The organism is Isoalcanivorax pacificus W11-5, assembly GCF_000299335.2.
In the GTDB taxonomy this organism is placed as follows: Bacteria; Pseudomonadota; Gammaproteobacteria; order Pseudomonadales; family Alcanivoracaceae; genus Isoalcanivorax; species Isoalcanivorax pacificus.
The window spans coordinates 3,014,583-3,039,954 of the sequence record NZ_CP004387.1; the positions used below are offsets into that span (position 1 = coordinate 3,014,583).

Sequence of the window (25,372 nt, forward strand, 5' to 3'; positions counted from 1 at the left end):
TGCACTATGGAGCCACTGTCCCAGCACTTGCCGATTGATCAATGTTTCCCGCGACTGTGGTTTGAACGCCTGGTGATCTTCAGTGAGCCTGATGAAGCCCATGTCGTTCGCACCATTCCCCTCCATCGCGGGCTGAATCTGGTCTGGGCCAAGGAACCGGCTGCTGGCAGTGCAACAGGTACGCGCGCGGCTGGCCACGGTGTGGGCAAGACATCGCTATGCCTGTTGCTGCGCTTCTGTCTGGGCGATATATCCAAAGCCGTAGCGGATTTACGGGAAGAACTGCTCGGCGAGTTTGCCCAGGGAGGAGTGATCGCCGTCATTCATGCGGACGGCCAGCCCTTCACACTGTGCCGCTATTTCAATCCTCACAAGGAAGGGATTGCCTGCACGGGTACCGATACCGCAGGCATCTGGAATCGCCCAGCAGAAGACAGTGATCGCGCCTTCCTGAAGAAGCTGGCGGATGGAATGATGGGCCGCGTATTCCCGAAAAACATCCCGGAAACCAACCAACCCATCGAATGGAAGCATGTATTGGCATGGATCAGCCGGGATCAGGGTTCTCGCTTCAAATCCTTCTTCGCATGGCGTGAAGGTGAGGGAACGGGGCTGCAACGCAGGCAGAAAGACCCGCCCATCGTCATGCGTGCGGTGCTGGGGCTGCTGGATCGCGGCGAATCCGATCTCCTGGTGCGGATCGCCGCACTGGAGGAAGACTTGAAGCGATCTCAACAGAAAACGGAGGTCCTGCTTCAGGAGCCGACGCTGATCCGGCACCGCATCGAATCCAATCTGCGTGCAAGAGGAAATCTGCCAGACGATTTTCCGATTCGAACCGATGACTTGTTCGCAGATTCCGTTGAACAACACATAAAAGTAGCCAGCGAGGAAGCCGCTGCACGCTTGGCAACGTGGAACGCCAAGCAGGAAAAAGACGACCAAGCCGTAGCCGACCTGCGCGCCAATCTGAAAAATCTCCAAAACGAATTTGACAGGGCACAGTCCGAATATGACCTTGCCGACGCCGCAAAACGCCAAGATGAAGATGCATTCCGCGCCATTGGCACACAGTTGCTGAACCTCCGGCAACTGAGTGGTCATTGTGAGGAGGGCAATCTGCCTTTTTCGCAATGCCAGCATGTGCAGGCAGAAATAGCGAAGCTGGAACAGGCCAGCCTGCACGACGTGCGGGACAAGAAGAATCTTCAGCAAGTCATGGCCGATTCGGCTGCCCGCGCTGGTGGGGCACTCGCTCGCAAGAACGATCTGCAACAAAAGATCGAAGCGATGCAGCGCCAGGAAAAACTATTGGTAGCCGCCCAGCAGAAAACCCGCCTGGCCAGGAGAACGGCCGAAATCGAAGCCAACCGCTGGCCCGATCTGCTCGATGAGCTAGATCGCTGGGAGCGGGCAGCAGGCTCTACACAGGCACAGGCGGACATCAATGCCTCTCACATGGAAAGCGACCGTATCGAAGGCGAACTGAACAGCGCGCGCACGAAACTGGCCCTGCTGCAACAAAATCGCTCCGAACGGGAAAAGACCCTGGCTCATATTACCGATGATCTGACACGCCAGTTACTGCCCGACGGCGCCATCGGCACCTTCGATCCACGCGACGAAGCAAGACCATTCCGTTTATCCATGCGCGGCGGTGAGGCCTACCGCGTCCTCGAAGTGCTGCTCGGAGACATCGCCTGCCTCCTGGATAGCGCCAGCCCGGAAAGCGCGTTGCCCGGCCTGTTCATCCACGACTGCCCAAGGGAGGCGGACATGAGTACAGGGCTGTATGAAAACTACCTGTCCTTGATTGACTTGCTGCAAAAAGAACGGCGTATGGATGGCGAGCCACATTTTCAGTACATCATCACCACGACCACACCACCACCGACAGCACTGCAAAACAAGGACGTTTGTTTGACCCTCTACCCCAGCTCCGAAGAAGGATTGTTGTTTGGAAAGCGATTTCACGATGGTCGTCGAATGAGTTTGGAAGGAACAGAGGAGCTTCATTGATGGATTTTCCAAAAAGTCTCAGTGTCGAGGCGTGCGAAAAATTTCTGAACGACCTGGAAGCAGCCAAAAGTGATGTATCGCTGCAATTTCCCGTCGGAACCAAAGGGTATGCATTCGGTGGATTGGCGAGCGCCATTCAGGCAGTAAACACTTGGGTTAGATCGAGTGAAACCCGCCGAATTGAATTGCGCAAAAGTGACGCAAGTGATGTTGTTGATGACCTTATAGCCAGACCCCATAAGTTTGTGGCAGCCATGTCATCACGCTCCATCGTCATGAATGATTCGCAGGATTCTGACCTTCGACCACTGGTCAACAGCAAAGCCAGGCAAGCGATCCATGCGCAGTCTCAACACCAATATGGCCAGCAACGCGGCGGTCTTTGTTGGTTTGGGTTTGTTGACCACAGCTCCAAGGGTTTTGACCAGAATTTTTACATAAAAAAAACCGACAAAAACCCCGAGCCTCGTCAGCCCGAGCAGTTCAAGACAATCATTAAATCCATGACGGAAAAAGCCATCAGCGTTCCTGGGGGGGCCAAAGCTCCTGAACATGAGGCACTTGATCACCTCGGCAGAATATTTTACGAGCTATTCCTCAATACACACGAGCATGGCACTAAAGGAAAGTTGCGTCACGAATGGCTCAAGCCCGGAGTGCGGATTATTTATGCCCAGGGAATCAACCTCAGCGAGGCTGGCACCAAGGGCATTATCAGCCAGCAGCCGGTATTGTCTGATTATGTTCAGTCCATTGAAAGCAAGCTAAATGTTCAGGGGAGCCGCCGTTTTCTGGAGCTGGGTATTATCGACTCAGGCTTAGGCTATTGTGGGCGCTGGCAGGCCGATCACCCACTAGACAACTTTTCAGATGGCCCGTCGCTAGATGCTGAATACGAAACCTTCAAGAAATGCTTCAAATTTCGCCAAACTTCAACATCGGAAGACAATAAGGGAAATGGCTTGCCTGTGGTAATGGATAGATTGACCCGGCTGAATGGTTTGATGCGCATCCGCAGCGGACGCCTTTCAGTCTACCGGGATTTCGTAACATCACCTTACTCAGACCAGGATTCCTGTGTTTTTTTCGATTGGTTGAAGCGCACCTCTGCCGAGCAAGATTTGAGCCGTATGACACATGTCGCCGGCGTTGCAATTAGCCTCTTGATTCCGCTGGAGGCAAAATCATGAGCGACCAGTTTGTCTTTCGGTTTTGCGAACCAAACGATAACCAGCAGCGATGCCTGGTTGTTTTTTCAACGACCAAGCCATCATTTGATATGTTGGCAAAAGTGCTGAAACAGGATGTTTTTAACAACCTTGTTCCTAAAAAAGTTTTTTTGTTTTCACCAGATGGATGCTCAATAACTCGGACGGAATGCCTGGGCGATACCTCCTTCATAAATGAATACAACGCCTATATTGGCGATATTGAAAATTCACTTTTTTGTCTGAAGGCAGATTCAGATGGAGCTCTCGCGTATTGCAGTGGAGAAGTTCTGGATGAAAACCTCACAAAGGCAATTCTCCAGCAAGGAATGATTTCGCTGTTTAAAAGGCACTCCGGTCTGATTGTTTCCAATCATGGGTATCACTTCGTCAAACCATCTGGCGATCACTGCGATAAATTTATTCGGGCATCCAACTTGCTGGTTTCCAGCGTAGAGGTTTCATTTCTCGCTGTTTCCTTGCTGCCCTATTTGCGTCGTGACTTGAGACGGATTTACGTTGACACATCTTCTATTTCATTTCTTGTCAGCATAGCTCTTGGATTATATGGCCAGTTTTCAAAATCTGCTCCGATCATTGAGAGTTTCGAATCCTACGCCGCCCTCAATGAACCATACGATTTTGTAGAGGACGCATCCAGTCTGGTGCTGATTTCTGCAACCACGAGCGGATCGCTCGCAAAGCGATTGCAGACTCAAACCCGGTTCGGCAGCAGCCAGATCGTCACTTTGTTCCACCTCGACCTACCCAGCGGCCAACAGGGTGTTTTCGATATTTCACCGGCAGTTTCTGGAGGTATCGTCTCAAAGAAATCGGGAGAGTGCCCTTTTTGCAAGTCGGGATCAAAACAGATACGCATTTCTGGAGACCAGTTTCTTCCGGAAGTTCCTCAGCATGATCAATTGATAATCAAGAAGGCTGACTTCGGTGCAGAAAGGCAGAAATTTTTCAGGCAATTTGCCGCCACCAAAGTGTTAGAGTGGAATACCGTCACCAGCAATATAGAGGACAGCCGAGAGCATTTTTATATAGCGGTTGAGCGCGCAATCAACCGCAGTTCCGATAAATTTGAAAAGCATATTTCAAAGAATATAAAACGATATATTTCCAGGGATTTGGCTACCGTTATTACATTTAACGATGAAGGCTCGAAGGCGTTGGAACGCAGAATCAAAGACCACTTGGGTGAAGAGTCCGACTCGATTCGCTGGCTGTATTCTGACAGCCTTGCTGAAAACGAGATGAGCGGGTCTGCATCGGTTTTGGTGATTGCCGGTGCAATCACTTCAGGAAGAAGTCTTTTGTCAATTTCCAGAAAGCTTCGCTGTATTGATCCGCTGGCTTCCATTGTTTATCTCGTGGGCTTCTCAAAGCTTCCAACTCAAGCCGCTCATGATCAGTTAAGAAAAGATTTAAGCCAAGGCGGGCACGAACTGATTGTTTTAGCGCGCTGCCCCGTGCCTCGCATCAAGGAGCACACCAAAACGTCCTGGGACTGGGAGCGCGAGGTTTTGCAGCCGTATACCGATGATGACCCTCTGGGAGATGCTACTGTACGATTGCCCGGATTGTTGACCAACAGACAAGAGTCTATTGCTAGGTATTCCAGCGACCCCAATGGTCTTTTTCTCCCTGATCACGCAGGCAACCCGCTAAGATTGCGCCGCACATTTGCATTCTGGTCTGACCTTGGATTTTCTGAACAGCGATTGACGAATACAAGGCAGGCGGATGCATATTGGACTATACAGTGCGTTCTGCATGATCTTCGCAACAAAAGTGAAAATGATGGTCTGGCGACAACCTATCACATCACGCTGATAAGCCCCGCGAATTTTGACCGATACAACGACGGCATCATTCAGGCTTGCATATTGAGATCGGCTCTGCCGGTAGAAATGGATTATCGGGTTGACCATGCATTCAGCCGCCGAATGGCAGATGTGATTTTTTCTGTGATCAATAACTGGAACAACGATCAGGGAGAGGCCGCATTGGAGTTCTTGATGGCGCTTTGGACAAGGCGCCTTCAATTGATCAACGAACATCTTCGAGAGGTCTGCGCTTTAAAATCTGACGAAATGAGTGAGGATATCCGGTTTATTTTTGATCGCCTCACCGAGTTTCCGGAAATCCGAGCATGAGCCCCCTGCAACGCACCCTCATCGAAAAAACCGGCCACGACAACGGCTTCGAGCACGCGCTGCCATCCGCTGGCGATGCGGTGACACTGGCCTCGGCCCGTCATCGAAGCCAGGCGGCGGTGACGGCATTGGCCGATGGCTTCGACGTGCGCGTTCAACCAGCCACACCCGCGCTGCTGCCGGAGTTGTTGCGCGACTTCCAACCCCGGGCCGGAACCGATGGCGTATTCCGCGTGCCCACCCTGGCCGATCTGGCAATCCTGTTGCGCCGTGCAGCCAGCCTGTCGCAGGCGTTACCGAATCAGGCCGTGCGCGACTATCAAACGGCTGTGGCGCAGGCGGTGGAGGCGCTGCCTGCCGAGCGTCGGAGTACGGAAGTGGAGCGGCTGGTGCGCCAGCGCGTCGGCCAGGAACGCTACCGCGATGCCCTGCTGACCTACTGGGTCGGCGCCTGTGCCGTGACCGGCGTCACCGTCACCGAAGCGCTACGTGCCAGCCACGCCAAGCCCTGGGCCGAATGTGCCGACGACGCCGAACGGCTGGATGCCTTCAATGGCTTCCTACTGGTGGCCAATCTCGATGCGCTGTTCGACCGCTTTCTGATCAGCTTCGACGATACCGGGCATCTGCTGACCAGCGCCCATTTATCCCAGAGTGATCTGAGCGGACTTGGCATTCATCCGGGCATGACGCTGCGCTGGCTGGCCAGCGAGCACCGGCCTTATTTGCAGTGGCACCGCGAGCGCTTCCTGCGCGGTGCCTGATCGAAGGAAAAAACATGGCCAAGGCCGAAGCAAGCGTTGAAGAACTGGTATCCATGATCGAGCGCGGCGAGCTGCGCTTGCCGGAGATGCAACGCCAGTACGTGTGGCGCTCTACGCGGGTGCGCGATCTGCTGGATTCGCTGTATCGCGGCTACCCATCGGGCGCAATCCTGCTTTGGGAAACGGATGAAGCTGTGCCGCTGCAGGATTTCGCGGTCAGCCAGAGCACGAATCCTTACCAGAGCACGCGGCTTCTGCTGGATGGTCAGCAGCGTCTGACATCGCTCTCCGCCGTCATTCGCGGCGAGCCAGTATCGGTGCGTGGCCGTCGTCGGCCTATCGACTTGCTGTTCAACTTGGAGCATCCCGACCAGTTGGCAGTGGTGACCGAAGTGGAAGAGAACGGCGACGACGAGGACGATGTTGACGACGATAGCGAACTGATTGGCGATGAGACGGACTCGACCGAGGACGAACTGCTCAAGCGCTTCAACAAGATGACGTTCGTGGTGGCCACGAGGAAGCTGGAGCAGTTGCCGCATTGGGTGAAAGTGTCAGAAGTGTTCAAGACCGACAACGATGCGCCTTTCCTCAAACGTGCTGGCATCAGTGGTTTTGACGATCCTCGTTACGAGAAGTACAGCCAGCGCCTGGCCCGGCTACGTGGCATCCGCAAGTACGTTTATCGGATGGATGTACTGGAACGGACGCTTTCCTACGATGAGGTCACGGAAATCTTCGTCCGGGTCAATTCACTGGGAGCCAAACTGCGCAGTTCCGACCTGGCTCTGGCGCAGATCACCGCCAAGTGGCGGCACTCGCTGCAGACGTTCCAGGATTTTCAGAAGGCCTGTGCCAAGACGGGCTTTGACCTCGATCTCGGTTTGCACCTGAAGAACCTGATGGCGTTTGCCACCGGTCAATCACGTTTCCAGATCGTTGGTAGCCTGAGTGTGGAGAAGCTGAAGAAGGCGTGGAAAGAAGCCTGCGAGGGCATGGAATTCGCGCTCAACTTCCTGCGCAGCAATCTGGGCATCGATAGCCCCGCGCTGCTGTCGTCGCCCTTCCTGCTGGTGGTGCTGGCGTATTTCGGACATAGCCGCAACTATGCGTTGAGTAACGATGAGGCCCGCCAACTGCGCTATTGGGCGCTGATGGCCAATGCCAAAGGCCGCTTCTCCCGAGGCTCCAGCGAAACCATTCTGGATCAGGATTTGGCAAGTATTCGGCAGGGCGGAGCGGTGAGCGAGCTGATCGACCGGCTGCGCCTGCAGTTCGGCCGCCTGGACATTACCGCGGAGGAGCTGGAAGGCCGCAACCAGCGCAGCGCGCTGTTCAAGACCATGTTCCTGGCTTTCCGCGCTGCCGGTGCGAAAGATTGGCGCAGCCATCTGGCCATTGCTCTGGATCATTCGGGCGCCCAGCATCGCTTGCAGTTCCATCACATCTTTCCCAAAGCTGTACTGAAGACCAGCTTCTTCACTGCCCGCGAGGCGGATGACATCGCCAATCTGGCCTTTATCGGCGGCAAGACGAATCGCGCGATCAGCGACAAGGTCCCGGCGGTTTACCTGCCCCCGCTGGTGGACCAGCTTGGCGAGCCAGCGTTCGCAGCACAGTGCATCCCGGTTGAGGCATCCCTGCTGGAAGTGGAGAGCTACAAGGCTTTCTTGCTTGAGCGACGCAAGAGGATTGCAACGGCGCTGAATACATTTGTTGGGCCTGCAGATTAAGCCGGTGGACGGCTGTGTATGTAGGCCAGGGGTCTCATACTGCCTGACCTAGCTACCGAGGTAGATGGCAGTGATTTGAACGCGCTCGTGTCCCAACTCACGCCTGATGGTCTGACGAGCATGGCGGTCTTCTATCCGCTGCGTTGGACTTAACTCCGTGACTAATGGTCCACCTGCCGCTGGCGGCGGCCTCCCCGTCAACGTCTCATAACGGCTTTGCTCGTACTGATGGCGAAGGCCATGCATATGACTCAGACCCGCCGCTTTGCACTGGCCGTCGTAGACATGCCGCTGCTGAATGTAGGTCTTGTTTGCCGGGATCAGTGATCCTGTGCCCGCCAAGTGGTGTGCTGCGTGGAGCGCGTCGCGTTGCTCTGTCGTGGTGATGGGCACAGTTCGCTCCCGACCGCCCTTGGTCCACGATCCCTTGAGGGCGATGTGGTCGCCCCGATCTGCGTAACTGGGCTGGAACTTGATCGCTTCCTCCCGACGTAATCCGAAGGCGGCCTGTAGCTGAAGGCTCATGCGCACGTGCGCGTCAGTGATCTGTTCAAGACTTGTGCCCAGTTCCTGGGCCTTACTGATGTTGGTCACATAGCGGCGCTCGGCCATGCCGAGTTGCGTGTTGTCCGCCGGCAAGTGCCAGACTCGCCGATTTTTTCGGCCCACCAGCGCAGGTGAGAGAGTCGATTCTTGATGGTGCCAGACGACAAGCCTTCGCCTTGCCAGCGATCCAGCAGCGCCTGGACATGCTTGCCCTTGAGCGACGAAGCTTTCATCCGTCGGAAATGTAGACGACGGCATTGCGCACGGGGCCGCTCTGGCTGAGTGCTTGCAATTCGTCCAGAACCTCTTGGCGATGCTGTACCGGCAGCCGCCTCAATGCGACCAGCACGTCCCGTTGCTGGTCTTCCTTGATGTTGGCCCGGCATGGTAGCAACGCCGTCGGAATCCTCGGTGAAACAGCCTCATCGTACGCGTGCGGTACGTTCGTTCTTTTTTATACAAGTACGCCTTATACGTATGGTTCTGCTCGTACGGCATAGCATGTGCGGTCTCGGTCTGCGCCATAACCGTTTTATCCGGCTACCCGCAGTTCTGGCACCCGCATCCAGACTGATCTATCATCCCGATACCCTCCCTTGGGGGTACAACTGGGGGTACTTCCAACGATTCCCGCGAAGGCCGTGGCCCGATTTCCCCGCGAAACCCAGCACCCACGGCACTTTGCCAACCGATCAACGTTTAAACGTGTGATCAACGTCTGAGCCTCATGGCCCTTGTTCGAAGCGGGCGCCACAACAGCTGTAGCGCCCGCAGAATCGCCGGGGAATTGTCAGAGATTCCCTACGACACCGCGCCGGCCGCCACCAGATTTTCAATCACCGCCAGCAAGCCACGGTGCATGATTTTCCGCTCTTCTTCCGTCAGGCCACGCACCGCAACTTCGTTCAGTTCCTCGGCAATCGGGATCAGTTCATGCTTCAGTGCCCGGCCTTTTTCGGTCAGGTAGATATGCACTTTTTTCCGGTTGCCGTCCTGGTGCCGACGCTCGATCAGCCCTTGTGACTCCATGGATTTCAGCGCAGTGAAGGTGGTCGGTTCCATCAACCCCACCTGCTCACTCAATTCGCGCTGCGTCAGCCCCTCGGTCACCCACAGCACACGCAGAAACGCCCAGTGGCCAAAGCTCACCGAGTATTCGTTCAGGCGTATCTGCATGCTTTTCGCCAGTATCCGCGCCGCATCGCGGATCAGGTGGGCCAGCCGGTCGTCCGGTACTTCTTCCCGCCAGTGACGCAGGATGCGTTCGCCAGCGTGATCATCTTTTTTGCTCATGCGTTGGAAATCCATGTCTGTTCGGCAACCGTGGCCCGTGACCATCCGTGCCAGTCGAAGGCCTGCCTTATTGTTGAGCCACCTGCCCGGCAAGGCAGGCGATGCGTAGTGTAGCCACACTCCCTCCGCAGAGGCTAACGCGCCAAGGCGCGCGAACAGGCCGAAGGTGGCGCAACCACTGTCCGCAGGCCCGAAATGCCTTGCCCGCCAGGCCCCTCCCCGGACACGCCGGCTCAACCGAAAAACGCTTGACACGCCAGGGGGGTCTGATTATATCTTAGATATCTAACTTAGATTACGAAGTTAGATGATTATTTGACCTGCTGTGCACCGGGCGACACCTTGGGCACGAAGCAGGTGGCCACGACCCGGCGACAGGGTATCGTGGCTTTTATACGGAAGAAACAAATAGTGAGAGCTTGTCTCACATATTGAGAACAACAAATCTCCGGCGAGACGCCTGGGCGTCATCCAGCCGGAGCTGACGGAGCCAGACCATGAGTGACATCCGGCATCACGCTGCCCGCCGTCTGCAGGCCGCCATCATCGGTTCCGGCAACATCGGCACCGACCTGATGATCAAGATCCTGCGCCATGGCCAGGCGCTGGAAATGGGCGTGATGGTCGGCATCGACCCGGCCTCCGACGGCCTGGCCCGTGCGGCACGCATGGGTGTGGCCACCTGCGCCACCGGCGTCGAGGGCCTGATTGCCATGCCCGAATTCGCCGACATCGACATCGTCTTCGATGCCACCTCCGCCGGCGCCCATGTCTACAACGACAAACTGCTGCGTGAAGCGAAGCCGGGTCTCCGCATCGTCGACCTGACGCCAGCCGCCATCGGCCCCTACTGTGTGCCCGTGGTCAATCTGGACGAACACCTCGACGCCCCGAACGTCAACATGGTCACCTGCGGTGGCCAGGCCACCATCCCGATGGTCGCCGCCGTCTCCTCCGTGGCCAAGGTCCACTACGCGGAAATCATCGCGTCCATTGCCAGCAAGTCCGCCGGCCCCGGCACCCGCGCCAACATTGACGAGTTCACCGAGACCACTTCCCGCGCCATCGAGGTGATCGGCGGCGCTGCCAAGGGCAAGGCCATCATCATCCTCAACCCGGCCGAGCCGCCGCTGCTGATGCGCGACACCGTCTACGTGCTCTCCGAGCTGGCCGACCAGGCGAAGGTCGAAGCGGCCGTCGAGGCCATGGCCGAAAAGGTAAACGCCTATGTGCCGGGTTATCGCTTGAAGCAGAAAGTGCAGTTTGACGTCTTCGACGACGCCAATCCGCTGCACCTGCCCGGTGTCGGCACCTTCTCCGGCCTGAAGACCTCGATCTTCCTGGAAGTCGAAGGCGCGGCCCATTACCTGCCCGCCTACGCCGGCAACCTGGACATCATGACCTCGGCGGCCCTGGCCACCGCGGAACAACTGGCCCTGCGCGTCCGCGCGGCCGGTGCGGCCTGAACGGCCGATCAAGGAGGCGATCATGAGCAAGAAACTCTATATCTCCGATGTGACCCTGCGCGATGGCTCCCACGCCATCCGCCACCAGTATTCCCTGCAGAACGTGCGCGATATCGCCGCTGCGCTGGACAAAGCGAAAGTCGATTCCATCGAAGTGGCCCACGGCGATGGCCTGCAAGGCTCCAGCTTCAACTACGGCTTCGGTGCCCACACCGATCTCGAGTGGATCGAAGCGGTGGCCGACACCGTGACCCATGCAAAAGTGGCGACCCTGCTGCTGCCGGGTATTGGCACCGTGCATGACCTGAAAGCCGCCTACAGTGCCGGTGCCCGCATCGTGCGCGTGGCCACCCACTGCACCGAAGCGGACGTGTCGAAGCAGCACATCGAATACGCCCGCGAACTGGGCATGGACACGGTGGGCTTCCTGATGATGAGCCACATGACCACGCCGCAGCAGCTGGCCGAGCAGGGCAAGCTGATGGAGCGCTACGGCGCCACCTGCATCTATGTGGTGGATTCCGGCGGTGCGCTGGGCATGCAGGACGTGCGCGATCGCTTCCGCGCCATGAAAGACGCCCTGAAACCTGAAACCCAGACCGGCATCCACGCGCACCACAACCTGTCGCTGGGCGTGGCCAATTCCATTGCTGCGGTGGAAGAGGGCTGTGACCGCATCGACGCCAGCCTGGCGGGCATGGGGGCCGGGGCCGGCAACGCGCCGCTGGAAGTGTTTATCGCCGCTGCCGAACGGCTGGGCTGGGATCACGGCACCGACCTGTACACGCTGATGGACGCGGCCGATGACATCGTGCGGCCGTTGCAGGACCGGCCGGTGCGGGTGGACCGGGAAACGCTGGCGCTCGGTTACGCCGGGGTCTACTCCAGCTTCCTGCGCCATGCCGAAGTGGCGGCACAGAAATACGGCCTGAAGACCGTCGACATCCTGGTCGAGCTCGGCCGTCGCCGCATGGTCGGCGGCCAGGAAGACATGATCGTGGACGTGGCGCTGGACATGCTCAACGCCTGAAGCACAACACAACGGGAGAACACCATGCCGCTATTGCAGGTCACGCTGACCCACGGCCGCACACCAGAACAGATCGAAGCACTGATCGCCAACATGACCGACACGCTGGTGAATACGCTCAGCGTAAAAAAGGAATCCGTGCGCGTCGTGATTCAGGAAGTCCCCAAAACACATTGGGGCAGCGCCGGCGTTTCGCTTGCGAAACGTGATGGAGGTGCGCAATGAGCAGCGCGCAGAACCCTGAAATCGGCCTGCATATCCAGGCCGCCGGCATCGATACCAATTATCACGACCAGGGCCATGACACCGGCACACCGCTGTTGCTGCTGCACGGCTCCGGGCCGGGCGTGACCGCCTGGGCCAACTGGCGCCTGAACATCCCGGTACTGGCCAGCGGTCGCCGTGTGGTGGCGCCGGACATGGTCGGCTTCGGCTATACCGAACGCCCCGAAGGTATCGAGTACAACCTGGATACCTGGGTCGGCCATGCCATCGGTTTTCTCGATGCACTGGATATTCCGCAGGCCGACATCGTCGGCAATTCCTACGGCGGCGCCCTGGCGCTGGCGCTGGCGATCCGTCATCCGGAACGGGTACGCCGCCTGGTACTGATGGGAGCGGCGGGCGTGCCCTTCACGCTCACCCAGGGGCTGGACCAGGTGTGGGGTTATACCCCCTCGGTCAGCAATATGCGCACGCTGATGGATACTTTTGCCTTCAACAAGGACCTGGTCAGCGACGAACTGGCGGAGCTGCGCTATCGCGCCAGTGTGCGCCCGGGCTATCAGGAATCGTTCGCGAAAATGTTTCCTGCGCCACGGCAGCGCTGGGTCGATGCACTGGCCAGCCGCGACGACGACATCCGCGCCATCGACAAGGAGGCGCTGATCATCCACGGCCGCGAGGACATCATCGTGCCCCCGGAAACCTCTGAAAAACTGTTTTCCCTGCTGCCGCGCGCGCAACTGCACCTGTTTGGCCAGTGCGGCCACTGGACGCAGATCGAGCACGCGGCGCGCTTCAATCTTCTGGTCACGCATTTTCTGGATGAGTGACTGCTTTGACCGATGAGCATCATGACGCAAGCGCAGTAACGAGGACACAGGCAATGACAACCCGCATCCCCACCGGTCGCGACTACAGCGCGCTGGTACAGGAAGACCGCGTACACAGCGCGATCTTCACTGATGAGCAGATCTTTCAGGATGAGATGGAACGTATCTTCCATACCACCTGGCTGTTTGCCCTGCACGAGAGTGAGATTCCCAACGCCGGGGATTTCAAGCGCCTGCAGATCGGCCGTTACCCGGTCATCGCCACACGCGACGAGCAGGGCGAGATCCACCTGCTGATCAATCGCTGCCGCCACCGTGGTGCGCAGGTGTGCGAATCCAGTCACGGCAATACGCGTCGATTCCAGTGCTGGTATCACGGCTGGACCTATGACACCCGTGGCGATCTGGTCGGCCTGACCGGCCCGGAAGCCTACGACAAGGATTTCAAGTGCGACGCGCACGGCCTGACCCGGATACCGCGCGTGGAAAGTTATCGTGGTTTTGTTTTCGCCAGCGTGGCCAGGGAAGGCATGTCGCTGTCGGACTATCTTGGCTCGACCAAACCCTATATCGACATCATGGTGGATGCCTCCCCCATCGGCGAGCTTCAGGTCAAACCGGGCGTGGTCAACCGCACCCGCTACCGGGGCAACTGGAAGCAGGTGGGCATGGACGGCTATCACCCGCACTACGTGCACATGTCGGTGTTCAAGATTTTCAGCAAGCGCGAAAGCACCACCGGTTCCGCCGTCGGGGCCTTGCACCTGGAAGATCCGTTTGCCGATGTGTCCAAGAGCCGTACACGCGGTTTCCCGCATGGCCATGCCTGCCTGGATTTTCGTGAACAGCGACGTCCCCACGCGGATGCCTCCATTGAGGAGTTGCGCCGCAGCGAGGAAGGCGCGCGTTACGTCGACGACATGATCAGCGCCTATGGCGAGGAGCGTGCCCGCGATCTGATTGCCTGGCACGGCGACCCGCACCTGGGCCTGTTCCCGAATCTGCAACTGATCCACGACCATGTGCGCGTGGTAATCCCGATCAGCCCCGGCGAAACCGAAGTGTTGATGTACCCGGTATTCCTGAAAGGTGTCGGCCCGTCGATCAACGAGAAACGCCTGCGCGCCCACGAGGCGTTCTATGGCCCGGCAGCGGCCGGCTCGCCGGACGATGCGGAAATTTTCGAACGAACCCAGCGCGGCCTGTTGGCCGACGCCGATCCCTGGGTGCAGCTTGGCCGTGGCATTCACCGTGAAGAAGTGGATGAAGACGGCTCGGTGGCGTCCTGCATCAGCGACGAGATCACGCAGCGCGCACAGATGCAGGAATGGAAAAAGCTGATGACCCGGGGCTGATGCCCGCGCTTCGAGGAGAACACTTCAATGGCTCAACAGATCGTCAAGGCAATGCCGGAAGTCATCCACCAGGGCATCGTCGACACACAGACACAACAACGGCTGGAGCGCTTCCTGGCGCTGGAAGCGGCATTGATGGACGCGCACGAATACGACCGCTGGCTGGCCCTGTGGGACAGCGACGAGGTGCTGTACTGGGTGCCCTGCAACAGCGACGAACAGGACCCGTCTACCGGCATCGCCATCATCTACGACGACCGCACCCGGTTGCTGGAACGGATCATGCGCCTGAAAGACAAGACCGCTCACGCGTACCGGCCACTGGCAAAACTGGTGCGCAGTGTCAGCGGCGTGCTGCCGCTGTCCGTGGATGGCGATGAAATGGAAGTGGCCGCCAGCTTTGTGCTCGGCGAGACCCGCGTCGGACAGCAGAACCTCTGGCTGGGCAAGACACTGTACCGGCTGGTGGACACCGCCAATGGGTTTCGGATCCGCAGCAAGAAGGTGATGTTACTGAACAACGACGACGCCATGCCGAATCTCACTTTTCTGGTGTAAGGCAGGCCACGTCTACCGCAGGAACAGCGGGCGCCAGACGCCAGGCGTCCGCTTCAGAAGGAGCTGTCCGCAGCCGCGTTTACCCACGCGGTGCGGATCGACGACGGGCCGGAGTGCCCGCGGCAGGAAAAACTATTTCTACAAGAAACGACACACACGGAGAAACGCCATGCTGAACGCGCTACAGCGGCCTTGCCGCTTCATTGTGACTGCCCTTCTCGGAGGGATGCTGACCTGCCTTACCCTGTCCGGCCATGCGGCCGAGGTGGACGACAGTCCCGTCAACGTGACTATCGCCGGCTATTCCTCCGGCGGCCAGGTGACCGTATTCGGTGAAGGCGTGATCGACGCCGTGCGCCGCGCCTACCCCAATTCAAGCATCATTTATGAACCGGGCAACCCGGCCGGTGGCCTTGAGCACCTGCGTACCGGACGCCGGCCCTTCGCGCTGGAAAGCATCATTGAACCGCGCATGGCCTATGCCGGCCGCGCGCCGTTCCGCTCGCCCTACCCCGAAGGCAGCATCACCGGCGTGCTCAACGGCGCACCGGATGTGTTTGCACTGAAAGTGTACGCACGGCGCGCCTTCCTCGAAGAACACGGCGTGAAGACCTTTGACGACCTGATCAAAAAACAGGTCCCGATGCGTGTTTCCGTCAACCAGCCAGGCAACCTCTGGGCACGCGAACATGTGCGCGCGCTGCTGGCCTACTACGACAAGACGATGGAGGACATCGAGCGCTGGGGTGGCCGTCTGGTGCCACAACCTACCGGGGCATCCAACGATCTGATGCGTGATGGCCGTCTGGACGTGATCATCACCGGCGGCGCCACACCGTCCGGCTCGATCGTCGAGCTCGGCAGCGTGCAGGACATCGCCTTTGTGCCTCTGTCGAAAGAACTGGCCGAATACGTCGCCGGGGAACTCGGCATCCAGACCGGCGTGATTCCCGGCGGCAGCTACAGCTTCCAGCAGGAAGACCTGATCGTGCCGTTCACCAGTTTCATCATTGTGGCCGGGCCGGAAGCCACCTTCGACGATGCCTACAAGCTGGCCAAAGCCATGTACGAGCAAATGGAGCGCTACCGTTCGCTGCACCCGGCGCTGTCGCTGGCCAGCCGCGAGCGCCTGCCGGACATGGGCAGCCTGGCGCTGCATCCGGGTGCCGAGGCCTTTTACCGGGAAGTCGGGCTGATCAAGTAAGCCGCGCCGGCCGTCACCGGCCAGCGCCGCCCTTTTTTTAGCCTGCACAGATATGAAGATGAATTCTCACTATTTAAGAATGATAAAGGGAACCGTGATGAATCGACTCTCAATTGACTCACTGCGCGCGCGCCGCGCACCGCTGTCCCTGCTGCTGCTTGGCGGCCTGCTCGCCGCTGGCACACAACCGGCCCAGGCCCAGAGCAATGAAGAGCTGGCCGAACGTATTCGCCAGCTGGAACAACGCCTGGAAGACAGCAACAAGGGCAATGTCAGTGCGCAGCAACGCGGCGGCCGTATCCAGTTCAACAGCGATGACGGCAACTTCACCGCGCGCGTCGGCGGCCGCATGCTGCTCGATACCGCCTGGTACGACGAAGACATCTCGCCCATGGGCGGTGGCACCAAGTTCCGCCAGGCGCGCCTGGAAGCCAGCGGCACGCTCTATAAACACTGGTCCTATGTGTTCCAGTACGACTTCACCGGCAGCGCCGAAGACGGCATCAAGGATGCCTACCTGCGCTACAACAATCTGGACGTGGCCGGCACGCCGGTGCTGGTCAGCCTGGGCAACCAGTTCCTGCCGTTCGGTTTTCTCGGCCAGCAGAGCCCGAAGTACACCCTGTTCATGGAGCAGCCGAACCCCAGCCTGATGCTGGGTGCCGGCGCACGCCGCCTGAGCCTGCGCGCCGATGTACTCGGGGACGGCTGGCGCTGGAGCACGGCGGTGGCACGCGCGCCGCTGGGCAGCCGCGCCACCGACAGCAACCTGGACGACCCGGTGGATGTGGCCACCCAGGTGACCTACTCGCCCATCCGCGACAAGGGCCACGTACTGATGTTCGGCGCCTCCTTCCGGGAACAATCCTCGAAAGGCGCTGACGGCCACCGGCTGCGCACTCGTCCGCAAACAAACCTGAGTCCGTTCCGCCCGGTGGACACAGGCGCCTTTGTTGCAGACGGTTTCAGCGCCGCCGGCGCCCAGGCCATGTATCAGCACGGTCGCTTTGAACTGGAGACGGAATACTTTCAGCAAAAGTATGACGCCATCCAGGGCGGTGCCGCCGATGGCGAAAAGCCGGAATTCACCGGTGCCTTTGTCAACGCCGGCGTATTCCTGACCGGTGAATCCCGTGCCTACGATCCGCGACTGAATGTGTTCGGCCCACCCACTCCGGCACGCCCGCTGAGCCAGGGTGGTGTCGGTGCCTGGCAGCTTGTCGCCAGCTACAGCACGCTGGAATTGAGTGACCAGAGCATCACCGGCGGCCAGATCGACATGGCCTCGCTCGGCGTCAACTGGTTCCCGGAACAACGGCTGCGCTTCACGCTGGAATACGGCAGCGTGCTGAAAGTCGATGGCGGTCCGAACGACGGTGACGAGCCGTCCTTCGTCCAGGCCCGTGCCCAGGTGGAATGGTAACCCCTGGCCGGTCGTGACACCGGAGCGGGCCGCTGACGTGGCCGGCCCGCTCTCCTGACCGCGCAGGCCACGGCACAACCGGGGCCTGCCCGTAACTGCCACCCAACAGGTGTGTTATGTACTACATCAAACGTGCATTCTGGTTGCTGTTCCAGATGGGCAACAAAGTGCCCATGAACCGCTACAAGTATATTTTCTTCGCCTGCCTGGCGGTGCCACTGACCCTGTTCGAGATCTGGTACGCGTTGGCCGGCGAATTCGGTCGCCTGGAGCTGGCGATCGTGTTCATTGTGCCGATGTATGTGATTGCCTTTCTGGCATTCAGTTATGCACCGGACGTACACCGCAGCACGCCGGTGGATTATCTGCTTTCTGCGCTCGCCCTGGCGGGCGGGCTTTACCTGATTTCCCAGATGGGCCGCTACCATGAATGGATCAGCGGCCTGAGTTACTTTGAGACGGCCGACCTGCTGGTGGCCGGGCTGTATCTGCTGTTGACGCTGGAACTGCTCCGCCGATGCGTCGGGCCCGGCATCTCCGTAGTGGTCTGGACGGTGATCGCCTACTGCCTGTTCGGCGATCATCTGCCCGGCTTTTTCGGTCATCGCGGCCTGGAATGGGACTATCTTCTCGAAGGCCTGATGGTATCGCCTCATGATGGCGGCCTGTTCTCGGCGCCGGTACAGGTCGCAGCCGTGTATGCGTTCCTGTTCGTGACGTTCGGCAAGTTCCTGGAAAAAAGTGGCGGCGGCAATTTTTTCTTCAACCTGTCCGCGCTGCTGGCCGGTCGTCGTGTCGGCGGCTCGGCCAAAGTCGCGGTAACCTCCAGCGGTCTGTTCGGGATGATTTCCGGCAGCCCGGCGGCGGACGTGATGACCACCGGCTCCATCACCATTCCGATGATGAAACGTGCCGGCTACGGCGGCCGCTATGCTGCGGCCGTGGAAGCAGTGGCGTCGACCGGCGGTGCGCTGCTGCCGCCGGTCATGGGTGCGGTGGTATTCCTGATGGTGGAATTCACCGGCATCGCCTACAGCGACATCCTGCTGTCGATCCTGGCCTCCGCCCTGCTCTACTACCTGGGCATCTATGTTCAGGTACACAACTATTCCAGCCGCCACAAAGTCGGGCAGATCGACAGCGAACTGGTGCCTTCCTTCTGGACGGTGGTGCGCACCGGCTGGATATTCATCCTGCCGCTGGCGCTGCTGGTCTACTACATGCTCAATGGCCACACGCCCGCGCTGGCCGCCAGCACGTCCTTGCTGACGGTGATCGTGGCGAGCTGGCTGATCAAAGGGCAGCGCATCACGCCGAAACGCTTTATCGAAGGCTGCGTGGAAGTCTGTACTGCACTGGCGCCACTGATCGCCGCCGTGGCCGGCGCCGGCATCCTGATGCTCGGCCTGAATCTCACCGGCCTGGCATCAAAACTGTCGGCGCTGATCTTCAGTGTTGCCGAAGCACATCTGTTGCTGGCGCTGATGCTGGCCACCGTGGTCACCATTATCTGCGGCATGGGCATGCCGGTGGTGGCGGTCTATTCCCTGGTTGCGGTGATGGTCGCCCCGGCGCTGGTGGATGCCGGCCTGACCGTGCTGCAGGCGCACCTGTTTCTGATTTTCTACGCCGTGGCCTCCTACATCACACCACCGGTGGCGGTGTCCGCCTACGTGGCCAGTACCATCGCCGATGAACGCCCGATGGCGGTGTCACTGACCGCCGCGCGCATCGGCATGGTGGTGTTCGCGCTGCCGTACGCCTTTATCTACCACCCGGGGCTGCTGCTGATCGGCGAATGGCCACAGATCGTCATGGACATCTCACTCGCTACCGCCTCCGTGATGATCCTCGCCTGCACTTCCGAAGGCTGGTACCACGGCCAGCTTTCCACAGCGCTACGCGTGGCACTGGTGGCAGCGGTCCTGCTGGCATTCTCGCCCTGGACGTCGGTCGGCATTACCGCACTGGTGCTGGCCGGTGGCTACCTGATCAGCCGTCGTCTGCGCGGCACACCGCGCTTCAGCTCGCTGAAACAACATGCTGCCCACAGCAAACAGTGATCTTTTTCGATCAGGAGATTTATCATGATTTCTCTGCATGACATCTGCTATCTCCGCCTGGGTTGCCGGGACCTGGATGAAATGGTGCACTTCGGCACCCGTATCCTCGGCCTGGAGCTACGCGAACGCACCGCCACCCACGCCTATCTGCGCGGCGACAACAGTGTGTTCAACCTGTGCTATATCCAGGGCGATGCCAGCTACGACGCCTCGGCGTTTGCGCTGAGAGAATACGCACACCTGCAACAGGCCGCCGATGAACTCCAGGCCCTCGGTATCGCGGTGCAATGGGGTGACGAGGCTGCCTGTGCCGAACGGCACGTGGACGCCTTTTTCGAGTTCATTGACCCGAACGAAAACCGCATAGAGCTGGTGTACCGTCCGCATGTCACCGGTGTGCGGTACTTTCCTTCCCGCGATGCAGGCATTACCGAGTTCGGCCACTTTGGCCTGCACAGCCGTGACATCGAACGCGATCTCGCCTTCTGGACGCAGACCATGAATGCGCGTGTCAGCGACCGTATCGGCGATGGTGCCCTGCTGCGCATTGATCCGGTGCACCACAAGATCGCGTTGTTTTCCTCGGACAAGACCGGCGTGCAACACGTCAATTTCCAGGTCGAGAGCATCGACGACGTCATGCGCTCCTGGTACTTCCTGCAGGAACAGGGCGTGCCGATCGTGTTCGGCCCCGGCCGCCATCCGACCTCCACGGCGATCTTCATCTACTTCCTCGGCCCGGACAAACGGGTCTATGAGTATTCCTCCGGCGTCAAGCGCATTACCGATGAAGCCGGCTATGTGCCACGGCATTTCGAAATGAAACCGACCTCCTTCTGCATGTGGGGCGCGCGGCCAAACGTGAAGGAATTCAGTGAGTGATCGACGGGCACCGCCCGTCTCGACAGGAGAACATTGCATGAGCGAACACGGCTGCAAACGCTTTATCGGCAAAGTGGCAGTGATTACCGGCGCCGGCCAGGGCATCGGCCTGGCCACCGCCTGGCGGCTGGCACGCGAAGGCGCCAGCGTGGTACTGGCTGACAAGGCCGCCGGCCCAGCACAGGCGGCGGCCGACGCCCTGCGTGCGGAAGGCTATCAGGCCGTGACGGCGGTCGCCGACCTGGCGACCTTCGACGGCGCCCAGGACACCATGGCCCGCGCCCAGGACGCCTTCGGCAAAATTGATGTGCTGGTCAACAATGTCGGCGGCACCATCTGGAAAAAACCGTTCTGGCACTACAGCGAAGAGGAAATCCGGGCAGAAGTCGACCGCTCCTTCTGGCCGCCCCTGTGGTGCTGCCGCGCGGTCATCCCGCACATGCAGTACGGCGGCAGCATCGTCAATGTCGGCTCCAACGCGACCATGGGCATTTTCCGCATTCCCTATTCCGCTTCGAAAGGCGGCGTAGTGGGCCTGACCACCGCCCTTGCGGTCGAGCTGGCGCACCTGAACATCCGCGTCAATTGCGTGGCGCCGGGCAACACGGCGGTCAGGGAACGGCCGACACCACGCCTGGAACGCCCGCTGGATGAGCAAGAGCAGCGCTGGAACGACTACTTCTACGACTACGTGACCCGCGAAGGCCTGTTCGACCATCCGGCCACGGTGGAGGAACAGGCCGCCGTGATTGCCTTTCTCGCGTCGGACGACGCCGCCTATGTCACCGGCGAAGTGATCGACACCGGCAAACGCGGCACACGTATCGACGGAGACAGAGTGTGATGGCCCGCCTCACCGGAGTGTCAGTACGATGATGCCCGCGCTGTTTCCCGTCGTCATTGCACTGCTGTCCGCGCTGATGTTCGCGCTGACCTTCGTCTGTGTGCGTGTTGGCGTCAAGACAGCCAGCACCACGACGGCGCTGTGGGTCACCCTGTCCGTGAACGTGGTATTTCTGTGGCTGATCAGCCTGGTGATGCACGGGCCGCAGTTCGGCGACTGGTGGCAATGGCGCTACTTTTTCCTGTCCGGCATGTTCGCGCCATTGCTGGGCCGCATGTTCCAGTTCCACGGCATGACCTACCTGGGCGCCAACATCACCACACCGCTGACACTGACGCACCCGGTGGTGTCGGTACTGCTGGCGATCCTGTTTCTTGGTGAGCATCTGTCCTGGCTCGGCATGGCCGGCGCCCTGCTGGTAGTGGTCGGCAGCGTGATCGTCGGCTCCGAAGGCGGCCAGCAGGGCACACGCAGCCTGGCGCAGGTGCCACGCACTTACCTGCTGCTGCCGCTGGCCGCCTCGCTGTGCTACGGCATTTCGGTGGTGTTCCGCAAGATGGGCATCGACCTGGGCACGGACGCCATTACCGCCGCAGCGGTCACCTGCTTTTCGTCCTGGCTGTTTGCCAGCCTGTATGTGCTCGCCACCGGCAAGGTACGCGAGATTCGCTGCAGCCGGCGCGAGTTTTTCTTTTTTGTCCTGGCCGGGGTGTTTTCCGGGCTGGGACCAATGCTGCTTTACCTGTCCCTGCAACGCGAAGCACTGGTGGTGATCGCACCGATTGCCGCTACCACGCCGCTGTTCGTGTTGCTGGTGTCCTGGCTGTTCCTGCGTGCCGACGAGCTGTTCACACCCAAAGTCATCACCGGCACGGTCGCCACCGTGGCCGGCGTGGTGCTGGTCAGCGCCTACGGTATCGCCTGAGCCCCCTTAAACACGGAGAGAAGATACCCATGAACGCCGTCATTGATTTCGCCCGCTTCTATGTGTGCGAGGCCAGCGAACTTGCCAACAACCATATTCGCCAGATCAAACCACCGGGCCATGATCCGGTGGCGCTGTATCGCGTGAATGATGAATTCCACGCCACCGACGATACCTGCTCACACGGCCAGGCGCTGCTGTCAGAAGGCGAGGTGGACGAGGATTTCGTGGTCGAGTGCCCCTGGCACGGCGGCACCTTCGATATCCGGACCGGCGAGGCGCTGTCGTTTCCCTGCGTGCTGCCAGTGCGCAGCTATCCGGTGGCAGTGGAAGACGGCAAGGTCTATATCAATCTGCGCGCCGGCCGCGCGAAGGAGTAACCATGCCGACAGTTCATCTGCACAATACCGATATCCGCTTCGAACAGAGCGAGGCGCACGACACGCTGCTGCGCGCCGGCCTGAGCCAGGGCATCGGCCTGCCGTACGAGTGCAACTCCGGTGGTTGCGGCAGTTGCAAGTTCGAGTTGCTGGACGGCGAGATCGAGGAACTCTGGCCCGATGCGCCGGCGCTGACACCGCGCGACATCAGGAAAGGCCGCAAACTGGCCTGCCAGTGCCGTGCGCTCGGCGACATCACCATTCGCATGCCGAACGATGCGCAGTTTGTGCCACTGCACCGGCCACGACGCCAGCGCGCCACGCTGGTGGCCCGCCGCGATGTCACTGCGGATATCATCGAATTCCGTTTCCACACCGACGCGCCGGCGCATTTTTTACCGGGGCAGTACGCCATGCTGACGTTGAACGGTGCCCGCACGCCACGCGCCTATTCAATGAGTAACCTCGGCAATGACGACGGCGTCTGGGATTTCTGGATTCGGCGCAAACCGGGCGGTGAAGTGAGTGAAGCGCTGTTTGCATCCCTGCATCCGGGCGACAGCCTGCTGCTGGACGGGCCTTATGGCCTCGCGCACCTGCAACCGGCCTCGCCGCGCGACGTGCTGTGCATTGCCGGAGGGTCCGGCATTTCACCGGTGCTGTCGATCGCACGCGGACTGCTCAGCGACCCGGCACTGGCGGAACGCCGGCTGCATTTCTTTTTCGGTGCACGAACGCCGGCAGATATCTGCGGCCTGGCAGAACTGCAACGCCTGCCCGGTTTCAACGAGCGCGCCGGGTTTCACGTCGCCGTGTCCGAACCTGGCGCCAGCGATAACTGGCACGGCGCCACCGGTTTTATCCATGAACTGGTCTCGCGCACACTCGGGGAGAAGCTGGCCACGCTGGAATGCTACCTGGCCGGCCCGCCACCGATGGTGCAGGCGACCACGCGCATGCTGCTGCTGGATCACCAGGTACCGCAACAGCAGGTACACTTTGACCGATTCTTCTGAGCGACGGGGCTCGCCATGACGCCAGAACAACTGCACCACCGTCTGAGCACCCTCGGCGGCGCCGCCAGTGCGAGCGCGCCGCCGGGACCGTTTCCCGCCCCGGGCGAAGACCGCGTGGCAGCGGTGCTGATCGCATTGCTGACCACCGAGCCGGACTGCCCGGTGATCCTGACCCGGCGCGGCGCCGACATGCGCCATCATGCCGGGGAAATCTCTTTGCCCGGTGGCCTGCTGGAACCGGAAGACAATACCGACGTGGTGCACGCCGCGCTGCGCGAAGCGGACGAAGAACTCGGCCTCCCACCCAACACCGTGCAGGTCCGCACCGTGCTGCCGGCGCTGCGCAACAGCAGCGGCGTACGCGTCTACCCGGTGCTCGGCACGCTCACGCAGCGGCCTGCCTGGCGGCTGCAACCGACCGAGGTCAGTGAAGTGCTGGAAGTACCGCTGTCGTTTTTCCTGGCGGAACAGCATTACCTGCCGCGCCATCGCTACTATCGCGGCGAATTGCGCGACACGCTGGTCATGGACTACGGCGGCCATGCCATCTGGGGCCTGACGGCCCGCATCATGCGCGAGCTGCGGCGGGCATTGCTGCCTGCCTGAGCTGTCCGCCCTGCCGGCCGCGTATTACACTGGCCGGCCCGTGACCACTGGCAAGGGACTTCCATGGCAACCCCCGTCAACGCCTCCGTGACCAAGGCATTCCGTATTCTCAATGCGTTCACGTATGCCGGCGAAAAGCTGACACTGGCGCAGCTCACCGCACGGCTGGATATCAACGTTGCCACCCTGCACCGCTTTCTGCTCACGCTGCAACAGGTCGGCGCGGTGGTACGCACACCAAACGGCGCCTTTGAACTGGGCCTGCTGCTGGCCGATCTCGGCGGCCGCGTGTCCATCAGCGATGCCATGCACAGCCTTGCGCAGCCACATGTCGAGGCCCTGGCACAACAGTTCGGCGAAACCATCCATGCCGCCATTCTGGACAATGAGATGGTGTGCTATGTGGCCAAGGGAGAAGGCTCGCGCAGCCTGACAGTCATCACCCACATCGGCAAACGACTGCCGGCCTATTGCACCGGGCTGGGCAAGGCGCTGCTGTCGCAACTGGACGACGCCTCGCTGGAAGCCTGCATCAGCCAGCAGAGTTTCCAGCGCTTTACCGACAAGACCACCGTCTCGGCGGACGCCCTGCGCCACGAGCTGCGGCTGATCCGCCGGCGCGGCTATGCGGTCGATGACGAGGAGGTGGAAACCGGCCTGCGCTGTGTCGCCGTGGCCGTACCCGGCGTGCGACCGGTGCGGCTGGCCATTTCGTTGTCAGCGCCGACCACGCGCCTGAACCCGGGCAAAATCCGTGAAGTGGCGCGCGCGTTGCAGCAACATGCCCAGGAGATTGAAGCGAAGCTGGCGAAAGCGCCCTGAAGGAAACACGGAAGC

At 60.0% G+C, this 25,372-nt stretch carries 24 protein-coding genes and 1 pseudogene; 21 read left to right on the forward strand and 4 right to left on the reverse strand.

The genetic code is table 11. From position 1 onward, the window contains the following. Window positions 1-6: 6 nt before the first annotated feature. From S7S_RS13315 to S7S_RS13335, 5 genes are read left to right on the forward strand one after another with little or no spacing between them, the layout of a single operon-like run. A complete protein-coding gene (locus tag S7S_RS13315) occupies window positions 7-2,019 on the forward strand; it encodes a coiled-coil domain-containing protein (protein WP_008738637.1) in 2,013 nt (670 codons plus the stop codon). After that, on the forward strand, window positions 2,019-3,209 hold the full coding sequence (locus S7S_RS13320; protein ID WP_008738640.1) for a hypothetical protein: 1,191 nt from the start codon (window positions 2,019-2,021) through the stop codon (window positions 3,207-3,209). Before S7S_RS13315 ends, S7S_RS13320 begins: the two co-directional genes overlap by 1 nt. Further along, on the forward strand, window positions 3,206-5,392 hold the full coding sequence (locus S7S_RS19695; RefSeq protein ID WP_035205309.1) for a hypothetical protein: 2,187 nt from the start codon (window positions 3,206-3,208) through the stop codon (window positions 5,390-5,392). The genes S7S_RS13320 and S7S_RS19695 overlap by 4 nt, the downstream gene beginning before the upstream one ends. After that, window positions 5,389-6,156: an HNH endonuclease gene (locus S7S_RS13330; protein WP_008738645.1), complete on the forward strand. Its 768-nt coding sequence runs from the start codon at window positions 5,389-5,391 to the stop codon at window positions 6,154-6,156. Before S7S_RS19695 ends, S7S_RS13330 begins: the two co-directional genes overlap by 4 nt. Before the next feature lie 14 nt (window positions 6,157-6,170). Continuing rightward, entirely contained in the window at window positions 6,171-7,889 is a 1,719-nt protein-coding gene (locus tag S7S_RS13335; protein WP_008738647.1) for a DUF262 domain-containing protein, read from the forward strand. Window positions 7,890-7,937: 48 nt separating this feature from the next. Here S7S_RS13335 and S7S_RS13340 read toward each other — a convergent pair whose 3' ends face one another. From S7S_RS13340 to S7S_RS13345, 4 genes are all read right to left on the reverse strand, one after another. Further along, window positions 7,938-8,501, reverse strand: a complete 564-nt coding sequence (locus S7S_RS13340) for an integrase domain-containing protein (RefSeq protein ID WP_008738649.1) — start codon at window positions 8,499-8,501, stop codon at window positions 7,938-7,940. After that, complete coding sequence (locus tag S7S_RS20040; protein WP_238582898.1) at window positions 8,480-8,668, reverse strand: phage integrase N-terminal domain-containing protein; 189 nt, start codon at window positions 8,666-8,668, stop codon at window positions 8,480-8,482. The genes S7S_RS13340 and S7S_RS20040 overlap by 22 nt, the downstream gene beginning before the upstream one ends. Beyond that, the gene (locus S7S_RS20045; protein WP_008738651.1) at window positions 8,665-8,829 is read right to left on the reverse strand and encodes a hypothetical protein; all 165 of its coding nucleotides are present in this window, start codon (window positions 8,827-8,829) and stop codon (window positions 8,665-8,667) included. Before S7S_RS20045 ends, S7S_RS20040 begins: the two co-directional genes overlap by 4 nt. Before the next feature lie 407 nt (window positions 8,830-9,236). Beyond that, complete coding sequence (locus tag S7S_RS13345; protein WP_008738654.1) at window positions 9,237-9,728, reverse strand: MarR family winged helix-turn-helix transcriptional regulator; 492 nt, start codon at window positions 9,726-9,728, stop codon at window positions 9,237-9,239. A 497-nt stretch (window positions 9,729-10,225) separates the two neighbouring features. Here S7S_RS13345 and S7S_RS13350 point away from each other — a divergent pair, with 497 nt between their 5' ends. The 16 genes and pseudogenes from S7S_RS13350 to S7S_RS13425 all read left to right on the forward strand — a co-directional run bounded on the left by S7S_RS13350 (window position 10,226) and on the right by S7S_RS13425 (window position 25,357). Further along, on the forward strand, window positions 10,226-11,194 hold the full coding sequence (locus S7S_RS13350) for an acetaldehyde dehydrogenase (acetylating) (RefSeq protein ID WP_041026007.1): 969 nt from the start codon (window positions 10,226-10,228) through the stop codon (window positions 11,192-11,194). A 19-nt stretch (window positions 11,195-11,213) separates the two neighbouring features. Then, complete coding sequence (gene dmpG / locus S7S_RS13355; RefSeq protein ID WP_338010709.1) at window positions 11,214-12,224, forward strand: 4-hydroxy-2-oxovalerate aldolase; 1,011 nt, start codon at window positions 11,214-11,216, stop codon at window positions 12,222-12,224. An 18-nt stretch (window positions 12,225-12,242) separates the two neighbouring features. Continuing rightward, window positions 12,243-12,449: pseudogene (locus S7S_RS13360) on the forward strand (2-hydroxymuconate tautomerase family protein); the annotation flags it as partial. Beyond that, window positions 12,446-13,279, forward strand: coding sequence for an alpha/beta fold hydrolase (locus S7S_RS13365; RefSeq protein WP_008734267.1), 834 nt, complete (start codon window positions 12,446-12,448; stop codon window positions 13,277-13,279). The pseudogene S7S_RS13360 and the gene S7S_RS13365, both read left to right, overlap by 4 nt. A 53-nt stretch (window positions 13,280-13,332) precedes the next feature. Further along, on the forward strand, window positions 13,333-14,634 hold the full coding sequence (locus tag S7S_RS13370; protein ID WP_008734266.1) for an aromatic ring-hydroxylating oxygenase subunit alpha: 1,302 nt from the start codon (window positions 13,333-13,335) through the stop codon (window positions 14,632-14,634). Between the two features lie 27 nt (window positions 14,635-14,661). Next, window positions 14,662-15,192: an aromatic-ring-hydroxylating dioxygenase subunit beta gene (locus S7S_RS13375; RefSeq protein WP_008734265.1), complete on the forward strand. Its 531-nt coding sequence runs from the start codon at window positions 14,662-14,664 to the stop codon at window positions 15,190-15,192. A gap of 226 nt (window positions 15,193-15,418) precedes the next feature. Beyond that, window positions 15,419-16,396, forward strand: a complete 978-nt coding sequence (locus tag S7S_RS13380; protein ID WP_008734264.1) for a TAXI family TRAP transporter solute-binding subunit — start codon at window positions 15,419-15,421, stop codon at window positions 16,394-16,396. Between the two features lie 97 nt (window positions 16,397-16,493). After that, on the forward strand, window positions 16,494-17,819 hold the full coding sequence (locus S7S_RS13385; RefSeq protein WP_008734263.1) for an OprO/OprP family phosphate-selective porin: 1,326 nt from the start codon (window positions 16,494-16,496) through the stop codon (window positions 17,817-17,819). 116 nt (window positions 17,820-17,935) lie between these two features. Continuing rightward, window positions 17,936-19,882: a TRAP transporter permease gene (locus S7S_RS13390; RefSeq protein ID WP_008734262.1), complete on the forward strand. Its 1,947-nt coding sequence runs from the start codon at window positions 17,936-17,938 to the stop codon at window positions 19,880-19,882. Window positions 19,883-19,906: 24 nt separating this feature from the next. Beyond that, window positions 19,907-20,764 (forward strand): VOC family protein, encoded by an 858-nt coding sequence (locus tag S7S_RS13395; protein WP_008734261.1) that lies wholly within the window; start codon window positions 19,907-19,909, stop codon window positions 20,762-20,764. 37 nt (window positions 20,765-20,801) lie between these two features. Then, window positions 20,802-21,608, forward strand: a complete 807-nt coding sequence (locus tag S7S_RS13400; protein ID WP_008734260.1) for an SDR family NAD(P)-dependent oxidoreductase — start codon at window positions 20,802-20,804, stop codon at window positions 21,606-21,608. Between the two features lie 28 nt (window positions 21,609-21,636). Then, window positions 21,637-22,533, forward strand: a complete 897-nt coding sequence (locus tag S7S_RS13405; protein ID WP_008734259.1) for a DMT family transporter — start codon at window positions 21,637-21,639, stop codon at window positions 22,531-22,533. A 29-nt stretch (window positions 22,534-22,562) separates the two neighbouring features. Beyond that, entirely contained in the window at window positions 22,563-22,913 is a 351-nt protein-coding gene (locus S7S_RS13410) for a non-heme iron oxygenase ferredoxin subunit (RefSeq protein ID WP_008734257.1), read from the forward strand. A gap of 2 nt (window positions 22,914-22,915) precedes the next feature. Beyond that, a complete protein-coding gene (locus S7S_RS13415; RefSeq protein ID WP_008734254.1) occupies window positions 22,916-23,929 on the forward strand; it encodes a 2Fe-2S iron-sulfur cluster-binding protein in 1,014 nt (337 codons plus the stop codon). A gap of 15 nt (window positions 23,930-23,944) precedes the next feature. Beyond that, complete coding sequence (locus S7S_RS13420; protein ID WP_008734253.1) at window positions 23,945-24,535, forward strand: NUDIX hydrolase; 591 nt, start codon at window positions 23,945-23,947, stop codon at window positions 24,533-24,535. A 63-nt stretch (window positions 24,536-24,598) separates the two neighbouring features. Beyond that, the gene (locus tag S7S_RS13425) at window positions 24,599-25,357 is read left to right on the forward strand and encodes an IclR family transcriptional regulator (protein ID WP_008734251.1); all 759 of its coding nucleotides are present in this window, start codon (window positions 24,599-24,601) and stop codon (window positions 25,355-25,357) included. Window positions 25,358-25,372 lie beyond the last annotated feature (15 nt).

Excerpts from the sequence above, each read along its gene's own strand:
- S7S_RS13315 (WP_008738637.1), top strand. The coding sequence starts at position 7 with ATGGAGCCACTGTCCCAGCACTTGCCGATTGATCAATGTTTCCCGCGA.
- S7S_RS13320 (WP_008738640.1), top strand. The coding sequence starts at position 2,019 with ATGGATTTTCCAAAAAGTCTCAGTGTCGAGGCGTGCGAAAAATTTCTG.
- S7S_RS19695 (WP_035205309.1), top strand. The coding sequence starts at position 3,206 with ATGAGCGACCAGTTTGTCTTTCGGTTTTGCGAACCAAACGATAACCAG.
- S7S_RS13330 (WP_008738645.1), top strand. The coding sequence starts at position 5,389 with ATGAGCCCCCTGCAACGCACCCTCATCGAAAAAACCGGCCACGACAAC.
- S7S_RS13335 (WP_008738647.1), top strand. The coding sequence starts at position 6,171 with ATGGCCAAGGCCGAAGCAAGCGTTGAAGAACTGGTATCCATGATCGAG.
- S7S_RS13340 (WP_008738649.1), bottom strand. The coding sequence starts at position 8,501 with ATGGCCGAGCGCCGCTATGTGACCAACATCAGTAAGGCCCAGGAACTG.
- S7S_RS20040 (WP_238582898.1), bottom strand. The coding sequence starts at position 8,668 with ATGAAAGCTTCGTCGCTCAAGGGCAAGCATGTCCAGGCGCTGCTGGAT.
- S7S_RS13345 (WP_008738654.1), bottom strand. The coding sequence starts at position 9,728 with ATGAGCAAAAAAGATGATCACGCTGGCGAACGCATCCTGCGTCACTGG.
- S7S_RS13350 (WP_041026007.1), top strand. The coding sequence starts at position 10,226 with ATGAGTGACATCCGGCATCACGCTGCCCGCCGTCTGCAGGCCGCCATC.
- S7S_RS13365 (WP_008734267.1), top strand. The coding sequence starts at position 12,446 with ATGAGCAGCGCGCAGAACCCTGAAATCGGCCTGCATATCCAGGCCGCC.
- S7S_RS13370 (WP_008734266.1), top strand. The coding sequence starts at position 13,333 with ATGACAACCCGCATCCCCACCGGTCGCGACTACAGCGCGCTGGTACAG.
- S7S_RS13375 (WP_008734265.1), top strand. The coding sequence starts at position 14,662 with ATGGCTCAACAGATCGTCAAGGCAATGCCGGAAGTCATCCACCAGGGC.
- S7S_RS13380 (WP_008734264.1), top strand. The coding sequence starts at position 15,419 with ATGCTGACCTGCCTTACCCTGTCCGGCCATGCGGCCGAGGTGGACGAC.
- S7S_RS13385 (WP_008734263.1), top strand. The coding sequence starts at position 16,494 with ATGAATCGACTCTCAATTGACTCACTGCGCGCGCGCCGCGCACCGCTG.
- S7S_RS13390 (WP_008734262.1), top strand. The coding sequence starts at position 17,936 with ATGTACTACATCAAACGTGCATTCTGGTTGCTGTTCCAGATGGGCAAC.
- S7S_RS13395 (WP_008734261.1), top strand. The coding sequence starts at position 19,907 with ATGATTTCTCTGCATGACATCTGCTATCTCCGCCTGGGTTGCCGGGAC.
- S7S_RS13400 (WP_008734260.1), top strand. The coding sequence starts at position 20,802 with ATGAGCGAACACGGCTGCAAACGCTTTATCGGCAAAGTGGCAGTGATT.
- S7S_RS13405 (WP_008734259.1), top strand. The coding sequence starts at position 21,637 with ATGATGCCCGCGCTGTTTCCCGTCGTCATTGCACTGCTGTCCGCGCTG.
- S7S_RS13410 (WP_008734257.1), top strand. The coding sequence starts at position 22,563 with ATGAACGCCGTCATTGATTTCGCCCGCTTCTATGTGTGCGAGGCCAGC.
- S7S_RS13415 (WP_008734254.1), top strand. The coding sequence starts at position 22,916 with ATGCCGACAGTTCATCTGCACAATACCGATATCCGCTTCGAACAGAGC.
- S7S_RS13420 (WP_008734253.1), top strand. The coding sequence starts at position 23,945 with ATGACGCCAGAACAACTGCACCACCGTCTGAGCACCCTCGGCGGCGCC.
- S7S_RS13425 (WP_008734251.1), top strand. The coding sequence starts at position 24,599 with ATGGCAACCCCCGTCAACGCCTCCGTGACCAAGGCATTCCGTATTCTC.